The following is a 15,175-nucleotide window of genomic DNA, read 5'->3' as shown; positions in this document are numbered from 1 at the left end:
GTTTTTTTAAGACCTCTGAGGGGTTTATCTAAACCAGCTTTGTAAAATTTGAGATGAAAGTTGTAATCTAATCTGCAGCCTGAGTAAGGGAAGGGAGAATAAAGGGACTTGACTTCAAAACTTCCAGATCTATCCCAAAGTTTGAAAGCACCGTTACAAGGTATTGTCTTGTTGCTTGTTCAGCAATTCGGAAGGAGCGTAGCCAAAATGTTTTTTGAAGGCATGGGAGAAGTGGGACAGGTTTTCAAACCCTGTTTCATAGCAGACATCCAAGGGGCGTTTTAGCTTTTCAGTAATCTGATAATGGGCCAACTCCAGCCGTTTTTGGGTAAGCCAGCGTTGCGGAGTAGTGTCGAATACCTTGACAAAATCCCTTTTAAAAGTGGAGAGGCTTCTTCCGGTCAGGTAGCTGAATTTTTCAAGAGGGAGGTTAAACATAAAGTTTTTTTCCATGTATTCAGCCAGTTCAATTTTCCCGGGTTCCTCAAAGTTTGCCAATACCTGATCAATGCCTGGATCCACAGTTCTGAGAATATTGATGGCCTCTGTGATTTTGAGGGAAGCAAGGGTCGGAGGGAGGTCATCCATTTCAAAATAGGGAATCAAAGAAGAGAGGCAACTGGAAAGCAAGGGGTGGTTGCTGAAATGATAGATTTTAGGCGTTTCCTTGCTTTTGGGTTTAGCTTCTAAAGGAGCATAATACTCCCGTATACGGTCTGTGGATAAATGCATGACGACCGTTTGATGGGGCTTTCCATCCTTGGGGTAATTCAAAATAGTAGCCAGTTGATTTCTGGGAATCAGAAAAATATCCCCTTCTCTGAAAACATAGGAAGCGTCTGCCTGGACGATCTTTGTTTCTCCGGAAATAAACCATATCAACATATGTTGACCGAACATCACATCGGATTTGAAAAAGGTATCCTCATAACAGGAAAGTTTGATTTCATCAGTGATGTATTTTGCTTGGTATTGCATCCCACTTGAATGTAAAAAAATAAAATCAGACAAATAAATATAATGATTATCCCGAATAGCACTTTGTTTAAAAGTCCATTCAACCCCAAATCAGTGAAAGGGTGGATCCCCCCTTCACTAATTGAGTTGAGAATAATGGCTCCTTAGAGAGGAATCATCTTTCTTAAATTGAAAAAGAGATTCCACAAGCTTTTTCACTCCAAGTCCAGAGACGTTGGGCATCCACTTCATTGAGAGAATAGGATTTGACTCCCGGTCCCATTGTTGATTCATGTGCAATGGAAGCAACTTCTACATCTTCACAATAAACACCTCCGATTCCATCCAATAGAGGGGAAGTGGCACACCAGACTGTAGTGGCAGCTCCCTGGGGGATAGTTTTCAGTGAAGACAAAACTTCTGGCTTCATCATACCCTGTTCATCCACAAAACCCATTTTTTGAAATAATTCCAAAGGGGCTTCTCTGGCCAATTCTGTTCCCCCAATAGAGCCGGGATGGAGACTATACGCCCGAACGCCATATGGCTGGGCTCGCTTATCCAGTTCCATAGAAAATAAATTACAGGCAGTTTTAGATTGACCATAAGCCTGAAGCGTATCGTATTCACGAGCCTTGAAATTGGGGTCTTCGAAATGAAAGGTCCCAAATTGATGTCCCTGGGAAGAAACATTAACAACGCGGGCTCCCTTAGCTTTGATAAGTGCAGGCCATAATCTGGCTGTCAATTGAAACTGTGCCAAGTAGTTGGTGGCCAGTTGGGATTCGATTCCCCTGCTATCCACTCGTATTGGAACCCACATAATCCCTGCATTATTGATTAAGAGGTGAAGGGGGCTTCCTGAAACAATAAAGCTTTCGGCAAAGGCATCTATAGAATCCGGATTCATTAAATCCATGGGGTGGATTTCAATATTGGGGATTCCATCCAGATTTCGCCTGGCTTTTTCCAGATCTCGTGCCGGTACGATTACTGAGGCTCCTGCATGAGCCAATGTTTTACTGGTTTCCAGTCCGATACCGGTATTACCACCGGTCACGATAGCGACCTTTCCTGTAAGATCCATTCCTTGGATCACTTCATCCGTACTTGAAATTGCTGAAAAGCCTGAGCCAATCGGCTTCTGTAAGGCTCCCTGATAATTAGTTTGTTTCATCGTCTTAGTTTAAAATAGTGATGAAGCAAAAGTAGGTGGATAAGAACTCGGGGACTTTGTTTAAAAGTTCAAGGTTACTTTGTTCAAAAGGTCAGTAATGGTTTGATGATCTAATAGAATAAATGACTCTGTTTTTGAAGGTTTCTTTATTCTCTATTGGTAGTGACTCCTGGGAGACTTTTAAATGACTATTAGCTTAGATTAAGAGTTTTTCAAAGCCTTTTCTCTTTTTATTCGAGGCTTACTTCATTTTTTATCTGGTTCATCTGCTTTTTAGATTTGAAAAAGCAGAATTTATAAAGAAAAAAGAGAACTGTTGGAGCAATTGTCAAAGAGATTAAAAGGCAAACCCGTAGAAAGTTCTCTGTAGAGGAAATGATCAAAATAGTTTTAGAGTGGTTAAAAGGGGAAAACTCCATTGCAGGAATTGGTAGGAGAGAAGGCCAAAGTCTGACAAGATTGAAGTCTCTATCGATTCTTTGCCCAAAATCGAACGATTTTGTTCGCTAATTTTTCAACCTTCCTACAAAAAAGAACTTCTGGCTTATTTCATAGGCGATTTTTTATGGCATAGAAATGGAAAATCTCAAAATCTTCAGGGAGTTGTATCCCGATTTCAAACAGAACATAAACTATGATGTGGAGGAATTATCTCAAAATCGCTTGGCGGAATTTAATTGTTGACAAAACCTATTCTTTCATTAATATTCTTGGATTGACCATAGGGTTGACCTCCTGCTTATTGGTTGCTACAGTAGTTTTGGATGAAATTTCATATGACAGTTTCTGGGCAAAAAAGGATCGGCTTTACCGTATTCTGACAGTGGAAACTTCAGAAGGGATGGAAGGTAAATCAGAGTCCTCATTTGTGAACTTGGGAGCCACCTTACAAGAGAATTTCCCGGAAGTCGAAGCATCTGGGAGCCTATCGAAAGGGAATTACAATTTCCGCTTAGAGGCAAACAGCACGGATGTTATCGAGATGAATTTGATTCAGGCAGATACCAATGTTTGGGACATGCTTGATTTTAATATTGTACAGGGAGCTCCTGAGCGCTACAGGTCAGGAATCGGGAATTTGGTAGTAACCGAATCCTTTGTGGAAACCCATTTTCCCAATGAGTCGCCTGTAGGGAAAGAAATTCAATTAGTCTCTCCGTATCTCTCTGAATCCAGGCCTTTTTTGATTACGGGAATTATCGCAGACATACCTTCCAATAGCTATTTGAGAGCTGATGGGATCCAAATTTCCAAACCTTCGGATATGCCCTTGAGCAAAGAAGGTTGGGGCTATTTTGATGAACAAATGATCCTGGTCTCCTCCAATACAGCCATTCCAGCATTTACCGAAAAGGTCAATGACTGGTATAAGAATTATATCACAGATGCCTCTGAGGAAGTGAAGCAACGAGTCAATACCTATGAATTTCAACCCATCGAGGATATTTATCTCAAATCAGATTTTGCCAGTCAGGAAGTCAAAGGGAATCCTGCCAATGTTTATTTGTTTTCAGGGGTCGCCATCCTTTTGCTCGCGATTGCTTTTATCAATTTTGTCAACCTCAGTGCCGCTAGATCCATCAAAAGATTCAGGGAGATTGGGGTTCGAAAAGTATTGGGTGCCGGTAAGAGTCAGCTGGTTTCACAGTTTTTGTATGAAAGTCTGCTGTTCTTTTTAATTGCAGCCCTTTTGGCCAGTGCCTTATATGCCTTGAGCTTGATCCAAGTGGAGGAGCTCCTCGGTCACCAGCTTGAAACAAGACTATTCGAAAATATGCCTCTATTATTAGGCTTTGCTACCTGTGTTTTACTGATGGGGATACTGGCAGGAGTATATCCTGCCTGGATGGTGGCTGGTTTTCCGGTAGGCAATGCTTTAAAGAATAGTTTTGGAAGGAGTGGGAGTATCTCTGTTTCCTTTATTCGAAAAGGTCTAGTGGCTACCCAATTTGTTTTTGCCATTTTAGTATTAATCGGTACCGTGACTGTTTGGTCTCAAATGCGCTACATGGAGGAAAAGGATCTTGGCTATGACCCCTCTCATATCCTGAGTATTTCCTCCTTTGCAACAGAAGGGAAATCCACTGAGCTAAAACAACAAATCGAAAAGATAGCGGGTGTAGAAGCTGTGAGCCTTAGTAATTGGGTACCTACCCAAGGGGCTGCTTCTATGACAAAAAGAATTCAATACCCACAAGATCCGGATCAGGTCATTCCGGTTCAATATATTATTGGAGATATAGATCTGCCCAGAGTCTTGGGAATGGAAATTATAGAAGGAAGAGATTTTGAACAAAGAGACAACAGCCAGAGTACATTACTTGCTTTGGAAGAAAAGGAGGATACGGATAAGATGTCTTCAGTAATTCTGATGACCCAAAGTACAGCGGAGCTTTTGGAAGTAGCAGATCTGGGAGGATCAGTGCCCAATTTGAAAGAAACTCCTGTTGGAATCATAGGTGATTTTCATAGTATTTCTTTGAGGGATCCGATCAAGCCTACTGTCATCATGGCAAACAATGATTTTAACTATGCTTCTGTTTTAATCAAATTTAAAGAAGGCACCGAGTCACAGGTCCTCGGTGCTGTTGGGGCGATTTGGAAGTCATTTTATGATGTGAAACCATTCAAGTTTGAATGGGTTGATGATTTGGTGAAGAAGCAATATGATAAAGAACATCGTCAAGCTGAACTTTTTACTTTTTTCAGTGGTCTGATGTTGTTTTTGGCATGTTTGGGAGTTTTTGGATTGGTTGTGCATGCAACAGAGCAGCGGGTGAAAGAGATAGGGGTAAGGAAGGTTTTAGGGGCATCGGCCGTCAGTATTGTTCAGATATTTTCTTGGGACTATCTCAAACTGCTCCTGGTTTCTTTATTGATAGCATCACCGATTGCCTGGTATTTGATGAATCACTGGCTCCTTGATTTTGCCTATAAAATTTCCCTGGAATGGTGGATGTTTGCAGGAGCAGGTTTCCTGGCGGGGAGTTTGGCACTGGCTACAGTCAGTGTCCGTGTTCTTTGGACCGCACACATCAACCCTATTCATTCATTAAGATCGGAGTAGAAATGATTGCCAAATGCCTATAAGATAGGAAAGTTGGGAAGAGTGCCTACTACAAGGGCTTTGGATTGAGAGAATATTTTCATAGGGATTGAAATAGAGTTGCGGATAGAGAAGCTTCCATTTTATTGAAAAACAAAGGAAGAGACCTGCTATCAACTCCTTAAGATAACAATACCTTAAAGAATGAACCATTGGGTGTGATTCATGAAAATGAATTCTATTGGATAGAGCTACCTCCAAAGCAAATTGAGACCAAAAGAAAACTGGAAGGTGTTTTCTGTGAAAATTGCCGGGTGGGTATAAATCTTTTCATTTAAAGAGGTGATTTGTTTGCCAGTGACAAAGTTGACCTCCATGTCAAAAGGGATTTTTTCTTTGCTTAGCAAGTAAGTGGGGATCAATGTGCCATATCCCCATGAAAAACCTGCCCGATTACCTGTTACCCATAAGTCTCCGTCCTCCTGTTCTCCTGAAGGGCCTTTTTCTGTGAAATAACCCATCCTTAGTGCGATTCGCTCAAAAAACCAAGCTTCGGCACCTATGCCAAAGGAGGTGTTCAGTTCATGGTCTGTGATATTCTCAGGACCGCCAGGGAGGTAGTCTTGGTACTGTAGATCCAAACGCAGATCTACCGCTTGAGCGGTTCCTTTAAAGTAGCTTTTGTCATGAATGAGTTGAAGTTTTAGGGGAAGCTGGAATGAATAACCTCCTCCTAAACGGAGAATGATCGGTAAATATCCTTCAGCATTAGCGTCCTGATAACTTTGGGAAGTCTTTCCCTGAAATATGAAATTGTAAAGAGACATCGCTCCAACCAATTGTTGGTTTTTAATTTTTTCAGACTTGAAGAATTGAATGGCTCTTTCATATTGAAGGCCAAGACTAGGAACAAAATCGGAATTGGTTTTCTCCCCATTGACCGCATTTTCTTGCATCATGTTGGCACTAAGCCCTGCCTGCAGGCCTTCCATGATTTCGTAAGCTGCGACCAGGGATATTGCCCGCTGGGAGAAGAAATCTGTATCAAATGTCTGCCATCCTATGATGGTGGTCCATACAGGGTCCGGGTTTTGATAGCTGAAATAAGAAAGTCCAACCGTGAATTTATCAGTTACTTTAAAAGCACCGCCGGCAAAGTAATACCGGGATTTGGGCCTGTAAGAATGCCCATTCGCGTAATTGGCGTAGACCTGAATAGGTGCCTTTGAATTTCCGATCGAGGAAGGGTTGTAAAATGAATTTTCGATTCCCGGTTTGGTGAGTGTGGTGAATCCCATTCCTTGTGCCCGGGCACTGGTCGATTGATTACTAAATAATCCAAAGTATCCTGGCGGATAATAATAGGAGGTCTGAGAAAAGGATGAAAAACTGAAGCTTATTACCAATATTCCAATGAGTAGCTTTTTCATATGATTCATTTTTGTCTTTTAAAAGTCATGGGAAATCAAGCTGATGGAAAAGCCTGTCTGGGAAAGCTCGATTTCTTAAGATGTTTGTTTTACTATTCATCGCTCTTGATTCAGAAAGTCATCACGTTTTTTTCTTTTTGTTTAAAAAAATAATCCTCGATTCTAGGGGAACCGAGGACTTTCATTGGATGGATTGGAAATTCGCAAAATTCTTAACCAGGATCTTTCAGACGGATTACAACCTGGGCTTTTCCTGAATATTTTCCTGCTTCAGCAGCAAATCCCCCGCAGTCGGGCCATCCAAGATTTTCCGGCCGGCTTCCTGATTTGACAAATACATAACTGAATTCATATTGACCATTTTCATCTGGCGCTTTGGAGGCATTCCAGGTAGAAGATCTACCAATCATGACATTTGCTCCTGGAGAGAAGTCTATAATCTTTGCAGTATAAGAAATGGCATTTTCCACAGGTTCAATCAAAAAATGCACCCCAGATCCGCAATTCAGATAATTACCGGTTTGGTTCTGGAAAGATTTTACCTGCAAATCCACTGTTACAATTTTTATGTTGTCCGAATTATCGATTTCAATTTCAAGAGTCAACTCTTCAAAAAGAAAATAGTCTCCATCCACTGCTGATTTTTCATAGATCCTTGCTTTGACAGTTTCTGTTCCTTTTTCAGTTTCCTTATCAGAGCATACATAGGTCATGGTGTTGGTATCATAGGTGGTGATTACGTTCGAAATTCCGTCCAGGGAAGCAAACCGACCATGTTTTCCCTCTGTGGACCATACTACTTTTTTGCCGGCAAAGTCTACATCCCGTTGATTGACAGGTTCTATAAAGAGTTTGGCAGAATTGATCAGGTCTTCCTTCCCGGAGAGCACCAATCCTCCAGGTTTGAGCATGTAGGAGCTCTTTTTGAGATTCAAAACAGTCGTATCCCGACCGATAAGTTGATTTTTGTAATAGGCTTCTACATAAACGTATTCAAAGTTATTCTCTTCAGGTAGATCAGATCCACTGGTTTCGGAATAGTATAGGATCTCCTTATCCGAACTGTCAAAGCTTTTTCCTTTGTTGCCTTTAGCGTCTTGGATATAGCCGTATTTGCCAGAAGTACTCCATTTAAAATAGGGGAAATTATCGCCGCCCTCTTCTTCCAGATTTTTGATTTCAGCTTTGATTTCCTGATGGCCACGGCTGGAAACGATCGCTTCGGCTGGTAGCAGGCTGACTTGGGCAGACCGGGCATGGATAGTCCATTCTTCTATGTTTTTTGACATGGCGATACCAAAAGAAACCCTTGCCAAATCTTGTCCTGCCACGACAGTGTTCACGATTTTTAAAATGTGGCTAAACTTACCGATGGCTTTGGTATCCAAATTTTCAGAAACCCCCTGAATATCAATGTTCATTTTTGAGGCCAAATACTTTGTCACAATGATTACATCAGTCAATACCTGTTCAAAATACTTGTTACCAGAACCTTCTGATGACAGATAGGTCAAGAAAGTCGATAGCGCACCTTTGTAGTCTCCTGCTTTTAGCTTGTCATAGGTGGCAGGACTGGCATTGATGATGACCTCCATCTGATCCACAAATGAAACCAAAGGACCGTCCCCCACATTGAATCCTGCGGAGTTGAGTTCACCTTTCCAGCCTACCATTTGCATACCGATGGGTAGGAAAAAGTCCAAAACAAAGGTTTCCATGGAAAGGCGGATCTGTTTGATCTGTTCTGTATCAGTGAGCTGGATGGTCTGATTCACCCCTCCAGCGCCGACGACGCGAACCCGAAAGGTTTTTTCATCTTCATTTTCGGCAAGGGAAAGTGATTTAGGCTCGGTGGTCACCACATCTGCACTTTCGATACTTCCGTCTATGGCTCCTCCCATTATTCCTGAAGCAGTCGTAAACCCAGTGGTTGCATTAACAGGGAAGTCCAATTCTGAACCTGTCCCTTTTCCTATGTTCGTTAAATGCTCAACAACTGAACCATCGGTTTTTTTGGTCTTCATCTTATAAAAAAATGCATGGGCTCGTCTACGGTAATAGTTACTGATGGCAATTTTTCCAAGTTCTGCCTCAAATACCTGAATACCGCTTTTGATATCTGATTCATCCATTGAAATATCCGATACGCGGGTTTGTTCTTCTATTCTTGCCCTGATGTCCAACTCATTGGGCTTTGGAGCTATTTCCCTCATCAACTCATTCAAGGGTTCTAGATAGGATTCCCCGGTAAGGAGCCCCGGATTGGCTTTCCAAAGATTTTCAAATTCTTCCTGCCAAGCTTTTACTGCTTCAAATTCTCCGATGTTTTTGAAAAATGGGCTAGCCAGATCTTCCTCACTCAGCCAATATCCAGAAGCCAGATAAATTAAATAGGTTGCGGTCGTGGCCGGGCTCAGTGTTTTCTGCTCATCTGATAGATAACCTGCCAAGACCAACTGATCCTTTTCATCAAATAGATAGGCAAGGTGTCCGGTATTCGTTAGGGAAATAGCCTGGGTCTTCCCATCAGTGCCGACAGGAAAACTTTCTCCAAAGGATACCAATTCAGCGCCTTTCAGATCAAAATTGATCCCTTCCGGCAAAAGGATTTGTATATCCTGAAGTTTATAATTCCCAGTGGGTGGATTAGTAGGAGAGGTGGGCTCGGTGTCATCCTGACAGGAAAGGGTCAGAGCGACAAAAAACAAAAAGATTAGCTTTTTCATTCGACAAGTAGTTTAATGACTCATCGAACTCAGTTTAAAAGGTCATCAAGTTGTTGCAAGAATTTAGTCTAATTCTTCCAAAATAGCCTTTGCCTCAGCTCTATTGGATTCGGCAAAAATAGCTTTGGCCTTCTCGGATTCACCTTTTCTCAGGTATAGCAGGCCTAAGTACCATTTAGCATCTTCTGTAAACTCTGAAGGATTTCCATTTACGAGTTTCTCAAGCAGGGTTTGGCTCAGCTCAAAGTGTTCCAACTCCATATTTGCCATGGCGACAAAATAGCGGAGGGTGTCGGCTTCCTGGTTTTGATTCAGCAGTGGCTCCCATAGCGCCAAGGCCTCCTGATACTTTCCTTCTTTGAAATCCACCATTCCCCGGTCAAATTCATAGGAATCTGTACCGGACATGGCCGTGATCAATCCGGGATCAGTCTGGTAATAGGCCGTAAAGAGCTTTTCATCTGAAGAATTGAAAATAGTTTGAAAGCCCAGCCAGCCCATAAAAATCAGCGCAACCGAAGCCGCCACAGTCCAGACCCATGGAGAAAGTCTTCTGGATTTAGTAGCAGCTTTAGGAAACGCCTCTTCGTGGATTTTTTTCAGTTCTGTCTTCAGAAGATAGGATTCAATATCCTTTCGAAGGGTTTTTACCTCTTCCACTTTTTCTTTCCAATCCGGATCCATTGACTCCCGATCACGGTATGCCTGAAGCTGCTCATCATTCAGCTCCCCATCAAGTTTTGCCTCGATGAGTTCGTACTCAAAAGGGTCAATATGTAGTTCTTTGCCCATTAGTTTTTAATGATTTTCCGGAGTTTCTCCATGCAGCGATACTTGTTGTTTTTGGCGGTTTGGGTTGTCCATCCAAACTTTTCCGCCAAGTCTTCCAGTGATACTTTTTGATAATAAAACTGTTGAAGAAGCTCTTGACAACTTTCTCCTAACTTTTGAAATGCCTTTTCCAATTTGCTCAGCCTTTCTTCCTGTAAAATCTCTTCCTCCGAATCTGCCACATCCATTGAATTAGCATCCAGGGAACTTTCTCTCTTAAAACGGCTGGAGCGCAACCAGTCCAACCATTTGTTTTTGGAAACCTGAAAGAGGAATCCCTGCATTGCTGTAGCATTCTGTGGGTGAAACTCTCCGGTTTTTACTTTTTGCCAGGCCACCATAAATGCCTCCTGGAAAATATCTTTGGCCTGATCCTCATCACCGCTATTTTGAAGTATATAGCTTTTTACCTTGGGGAAAACCTCGGTATAGAATGCAGCTATCGTATCCTTATGGTTCTCCTTGATCCCCTGGATGAGTTCCTCTTGTGATAAATGATTGATGGATACTTTCGGCATACTTTGCTTGTTGCCAAAAAGATACTAGTAAATCTATTTTATCCCAAGATTCTCAGCCCTCTATTCCTATCAGAATTGGTCTATGTTCTTGAAAACATCTAAATTCTTAGTGACCAAACTCACCATTAACTCATCATGTGCACCGGCAAAGGCATTGTAATTCGATTTTGTATAATCTGCATTTCCGTTAAATATGACCGCTGCCGCCATGCCGTTGGAATGAAACATGTAGGCGGATCTGGTGCCTGGTAAAGCTCCATAGAAGAATTTAAATTGATTTGATAGGGCTATCCCATTGGCAAAACCTGGATTTGCAGCTGAGCCCTGAATAAACTGGCTGTAATAATTAGCCTGCAAAAGATCCTGCTTGGAAGGATTTCCATCTATGGCCATGACAAATCTCAGAAGATCCGAAGGGGTGGTTACAATCCCGGCATCTCCATCTCTTCGTTCCAAATTGAAATTGTATTCATGTCCTTTGGTACCTCCCTGTCCATAATACACAGCTTCATTGGCTAGCTTTCCTGCTATTCCGTTTTTCCCTAGCGTAGTGGACTTCATTTCAAGGGGAGTTGTGATTCGTTCATTGACAAATTGCCCAAATGATTTTCCGGAGACTTTCTCTACAATGCGAGCAGCCACAAAATAATTGGTATTGATATACCAATACTGTGAACCTGGATCGAAATTCAAACTAGAATTATCCATCATCCAGTTAAAAAAGCCCTCGTTTGTCCTGTTTTGTTCATAGTCTATGGCATCCCGGTCCCCGTTGACCACCCAGCCTCCTGTGGTCATCTGTAAGAGGTTCTTCACGGTTACCTGAAGTACTCTGGATGAATATGCTTTGGTTCCGAATTCAGAACCGAGGATTCCATCATCTCCGAAAACCTTGTCATCCAGACTGATTTCACCATCCTGGACCAAAAGCATTATAGCCAGCCCGGTAAAGCTTTTGGAGACACTTGCCACCCGCATTTGGGTTCCTGTTTCCATTTCTGACCCCTGAGCCATATCTGCTATCCCATAGGCTTTTTGATAGACCAATTTGCCATTTTTTGCAAGGGCTATATTCGCACCCGGAATAGAATAGGTTGAAATAAACTCCTCGATTTGACTGTCTATGACGGCAATATCTTCCTGTTCTTCAGTTTGCTGAGGATTGGGGTCTGGGTCAGAACCGCCTGAACATGCGAAATTAACTACAAGGATGGCAAGGGCTAAAAATTGAAAAAAGTGCTTGAATAAGTTTTTCATCTGTCGAATTGTTATGGTTCTTTCCTCTACATCGGAAGCCTATAAAACAAGTCATCAAGTACCTGCCACTTTTTTTCTATAAAACCAGAAAAACACCCATAGAGACAGAGGAAAGGCTACGTAAATAAGCCAAAGAGGGCGCTTGGTTTCCAAAGCCACAGGCTCAGGATCTCCCAAAAGGATCAAGCCGGACCAAAATGCCGGATCGATGGCCCTTCCTTTGGCTTTGGTCAGGTAGTTCAGTTTGGCTTGCCGCAAGGCTTTATCTTTGGGTATTCCATCTTTTAAGTAATCATAAAAATCAGCAGCAATGCCAACACTGGCTTGCTCATCTATTTTCCGAAGTCCTATCAATAGGGCCTTGGTTCCGGAATAATTAAACGCATGAGCGAGAGAAATCATCCCTTCCCCAGGAGAGTAGGAGGGTTTGCCGGATTCACATGCCAGTAAAACCGCCAGCTCGGCACTCAGATCAAGACTGTAGATTTCACGTGCAAAAAGCTCATTGGGCTCCACCGGATTTTCCTTTGATTTTGCAAAAACCAACCTAGAATCTCCAGGATTTACATTACTTGAAATCGCATGGGTGCCGATGTGAATGATTTTGGATTGGCCGGCTTCATTCTTGAAATTATCCAGTGTAGAACCATGTTCCAAATAGGTTCTTGCCCTAAACTTGGATGAAATATCTTCCACTAATTTTCTGGTGAAAGGTTGTGGAAGCAACTTTAAATACTCCATATCCAGAAATTGCTTATCTAAGAAGGATGCTGTGTAAGTCTGCTTCATCCTGTCAAAAAATCCAGGGGCAAATGCAATCAGCTGATCTTCATAATCCTCATTGATCGGATTATCCAAAAAAAGTAAGCTGTACTGGTAAGAGAAACTATGGTCATTTAGCAAAAATTGATCTTCCATTTCCATCCAATTTTGAATGGGTGCTTTGGGAAGCGTTTCAAAGCTCAGGTTAAACAGCAACCCTTCGGGAATAACGGCTATGCGCTCAGTCTTTATGGATGCCGCAGCGGGTTTCCAAAGGAGTTGATATAGCTCATGGAGCAAGGCCGGCTGAAACTTGTTCTGGAAGGATTGTTCGGCAAGCAATTTCAAGGCCTCCGATAGGGGCTGGGATTTCAAGGGGAATAATTCTTTTTCATTTTGCCGGATCAGCAATAGGATCCATTCCCCATCAATTTGAAGGTACCTTAGGTAGGTAATATCTGCTTTTAAACTGGAAAAAACTCGGGAAAGGACCTTCTCACTGGTTTCAAAATGGAGTTGGAAATACTTAGGATAAAAACGCTCCAACGTATCCAGATAGGCCATCCATTCTCCATTTGCTTTTGCAAATGAAGAGAGGTCAGTCTTGGTTGATTGTAATGACTGAAATAGGTTGTCCTTCAAGAGATTTTCCCTTTCTTTAATTTTGGCAGGCAATCCGCCAAATTGAACTTGTTGGTCTTTCTGAAGACGGGAACGGATTTGCCGGTAGCGGGCGTGCTCGTGATAGGCTAGAAGCCGGTCCAAATACCCCTTGTTTCCTGTTTGCCGGTAGAGTTCAAGTTCTATTTTCTCGAGAAAATCAAAGTACTCTTGATTATAATCCAGCTGGATGCTCACATCCGATGGTTCAAACAGGAAATCTGACTGAGAATCGATGAGCTGTAAACCCTCTTGTAATTCCTGCTCGATCGAACGTAAAAGTACTTCTTCCTTATTCCCCAGCTCATACCTGCTCCGGTTCCGGATGAGAATAGTCTGGGGTTTTTGAAACATTGCCTGAAGTGAATCCTTGGGGGTTTTACTACGTGATACAAGCTGATCTAGCTTCTTTAAAGCCTCTGAGGTATAGTCCAGGGCCATTTGATGATTTCCTCCCAGCTCATAAATCGATGCCTGATTGACCAGTTGGTTATACTCAAGCTGAATATTATCGGAACCAACGTTCGATAGGTAATTTCTCGCCAGGCTGGACCATTGAATGGCCTCTTCTATTTTTTTGTTTTCAGCCAGAAACTTGCTGAAGTTTTTCAGGAAATCCAGGTAAATCACATCGTATTCCCCTTCAAGTTCCTGATAAAAAATACTGTTAGCTTTCCGGTATAAGGAATCAGCCAACTCCTCATGTTGTAAATAATCTTCCATTCTGGCCAAGGTATGGATCCCATCAGCCTGCCAGTAGCTACTTTCCTCATCCAGGTCCTGCATTCTGCTGAGACCTTCCTGTAGAAACTCCCTTGCCGACTCGATTTGAAGCATATCGAAATAGACCTGACCCAATAATACCCGGGACTTTGCCGTTTCCAGATCCTGGCTTCCAAATTCCTCAGACTTCCTTTGGAAAGAAAATTCCAAAAGCTGTTTTGCGCGGTGATAAATACCCAATTGTCTGTATAATCCGGCAAGATTGTCCATTGATCTGAAATAGCCCTGCAAAACCTTTTGACGCTCGGTTGGCTCCAGGTCAATTGCCAGGTATTTTTCCTGGGCACTGATGGTCTGGTTCATGGACTGCTCAGCAGCTTCAAAATCACTTTGGGCCATTTGCACCCCTGCCAGATTATTCAAAATTATACTCTTGCGGTAAAATTGATTTCTAGGTATGGGATCCAGCTGATCAATTGCCTCAATTGATTGTTGGTAATAAAAAGCTGCTGAATCCAAATTGGAATTGAAATAGGCAATATTTCCCAAGTAGCTGTTGGCAAAATAGATATTCTCCGGATCCACGGGAGATAGGTCTAAGCGGAGTAGCTGATTGAGGTGTTTTTTGGCAGCGGGAAGATCCATGTTCTGGATTGCCAGGCCTCCTAGGTTTAGATAAAGGGAGCTGAATACCTCCCTAGGTGGAGGGGATTCTTTTTCTGCCCAGTGAAGAGCTACAAGCGTTTGTTCATAGGCTGCCGTGGTATTTCCGGTGTATTCATGCCAATTGGCCAGACTTTTCGCTAATCTTCGTCTGAAAGATGGTTCTTCTGATAAACTTTCCCAGTTTTTATAACCAGCCATGAGTTGATCAGTGGATTCATTCTCCTCATAATTAGCCAAGAGTGTCCTTCCATATATCTCCAGATACTCAGGTAAGCTGTCATAGTTCTTCTGAGTGATAAGGCTTTGGGTAAACTCTTTGATTTCAGCCAATGCAAGATGAGGTTTTCCTGCTTCAAGCATTTGTTCCCATTTCGCCAGCCTTTTATTTTCCTGGCTGAAAACGGCAGTTGAAAGTAAAAAGA

At 42.3% G+C, this 15,175-nt stretch carries 9 protein-coding genes; 1 reads left to right on the top strand and 8 read right to left on the bottom strand.

Annotated elements, in window-relative coordinates:
* Positions 1-153 precede the first annotated feature (153 nt).
* Both O0V13_RS18765 and O0V13_RS18760 read right to left on the bottom strand, forming a co-directional pair.
* Entirely contained in the window at positions 154-978 is an 825-nt protein-coding gene (locus O0V13_RS18765) for a helix-turn-helix domain-containing protein (protein WP_268036531.1), read from the bottom strand.
* 163 nt (positions 979-1,141) lie between these two features.
* A complete protein-coding gene (locus O0V13_RS18760; RefSeq protein WP_268036530.1) occupies positions 1,142-2,134 on the bottom strand; it encodes an SDR family NAD(P)-dependent oxidoreductase in 993 nt (330 codons plus the stop codon).
* A gap of 634 nt (positions 2,135-2,768) precedes the next feature.
* On the opposite strand from O0V13_RS18760, the gene O0V13_RS18755 reads away from it, so the two are divergent.
* Entirely contained in the window at positions 2,769-5,201 is a 2,433-nt protein-coding gene (locus O0V13_RS18755) for an ABC transporter permease (protein ID WP_268036529.1), read from the top strand.
* Between the two features lie 230 nt (positions 5,202-5,431).
* On the opposite strand, the gene O0V13_RS18750 is transcribed toward O0V13_RS18755, so the two are convergent.
* The 6 genes from O0V13_RS18750 to O0V13_RS18725 all read right to left on the bottom strand — a co-directional run bounded on the left by O0V13_RS18750 (position 5,432) and on the right by O0V13_RS18725 (position 15,113).
* Positions 5,432-6,610 carry a hypothetical protein gene (locus O0V13_RS18750; protein WP_268036528.1) on the bottom strand — a complete coding sequence of 393 codons (1,179 nt, stop codon included), beginning with the start codon at positions 6,608-6,610 and terminating at the stop codon, positions 5,432-5,434.
* A gap of 212 nt (positions 6,611-6,822) precedes the next feature.
* The gene (locus tag O0V13_RS18745; RefSeq protein ID WP_268036527.1) at positions 6,823-9,336 is read right to left on the bottom strand and encodes a hypothetical protein; all 2,514 of its coding nucleotides are present in this window, start codon (positions 9,334-9,336) and stop codon (positions 6,823-6,825) included.
* A gap of 63 nt (positions 9,337-9,399) precedes the next feature.
* Positions 9,400-10,128: a hypothetical protein gene (locus O0V13_RS18740; RefSeq protein ID WP_268036526.1), complete on the bottom strand. Its 729-nt coding sequence runs from the start codon at positions 10,126-10,128 to the stop codon at positions 9,400-9,402.
* Positions 10,128-10,685: an RNA polymerase sigma factor gene (locus O0V13_RS18735; RefSeq protein ID WP_268036525.1), complete on the bottom strand. Its 558-nt coding sequence runs from the start codon at positions 10,683-10,685 to the stop codon at positions 10,128-10,130. The genes O0V13_RS18740 and O0V13_RS18735 overlap by 1 nt, the downstream gene beginning before the upstream one ends.
* A 69-nt stretch (positions 10,686-10,754) precedes the next feature.
* Complete coding sequence (locus O0V13_RS18730; protein WP_268036524.1) at positions 10,755-11,942, bottom strand: serine hydrolase domain-containing protein; 1,188 nt, start codon at positions 11,940-11,942, stop codon at positions 10,755-10,757.
* A 54-nt stretch (positions 11,943-11,996) separates the two neighbouring features.
* Positions 11,997-15,113, bottom strand: coding sequence for a CHAT domain-containing protein (locus tag O0V13_RS18725; protein ID WP_268036523.1), 3,117 nt, complete (start codon positions 15,111-15,113; stop codon positions 11,997-11,999).
* Positions 15,114-15,175 lie beyond the last annotated feature (62 nt).

Source organism: Algoriphagus sp. PAP.12, from assembly GCF_026652115.1.
Lineage (GTDB): Bacteria > Bacteroidota > Bacteroidia > Cytophagales > Cyclobacteriaceae > Algoriphagus.
Note: the sequence above shows the minus strand (reverse complement) of the source record. Positions and strands in the feature narration are given on the sequence as shown.

Coding starts and splice junctions, on each gene's coding strand:
- O0V13_RS18765 (WP_268036531.1), bottom strand. CDS start 978: ATGCAATACCAAGCAAAATACATCACTGATGAAATCAAACTTTCCTGT.
- O0V13_RS18755 (WP_268036529.1), top strand. CDS start 2,769: ATGATGTGGAGGAATTATCTCAAAATCGCTTGGCGGAATTTAATTGTT.
- O0V13_RS18760 (WP_268036530.1), bottom strand. CDS start 2,134: ATGAAACAAACTAATTATCAGGGAGCCTTACAGAAGCCGATTGGCTCA.
- O0V13_RS18745 (WP_268036527.1), bottom strand. CDS start 9,336: ATGAAAAAGCTAATCTTTTTGTTTTTTGTCGCTCTGACCCTTTCCTGT.
- O0V13_RS18725 (WP_268036523.1), bottom strand. CDS start 15,113: ATGCTTGAAGCAGGAAAACCTCATCTTGCATTGGCTGAAATCAAAGAG.
- O0V13_RS18730 (WP_268036524.1), bottom strand. CDS start 11,942: ATGAAAAACTTATTCAAGCACTTTTTTCAATTTTTAGCCCTTGCCATC.
- O0V13_RS18750 (WP_268036528.1), bottom strand. CDS start 6,610: ATGAAAAAGCTACTCATTGGAATATTGGTAATAAGCTTCAGTTTTTCA.
- O0V13_RS18735 (WP_268036525.1), bottom strand. CDS start 10,685: ATGCCGAAAGTATCCATCAATCATTTATCACAAGAGGAACTCATCCAG.
- O0V13_RS18740 (WP_268036526.1), bottom strand. CDS start 10,128: ATGGGCAAAGAACTACATATTGACCCTTTTGAGTACGAACTCATCGAG.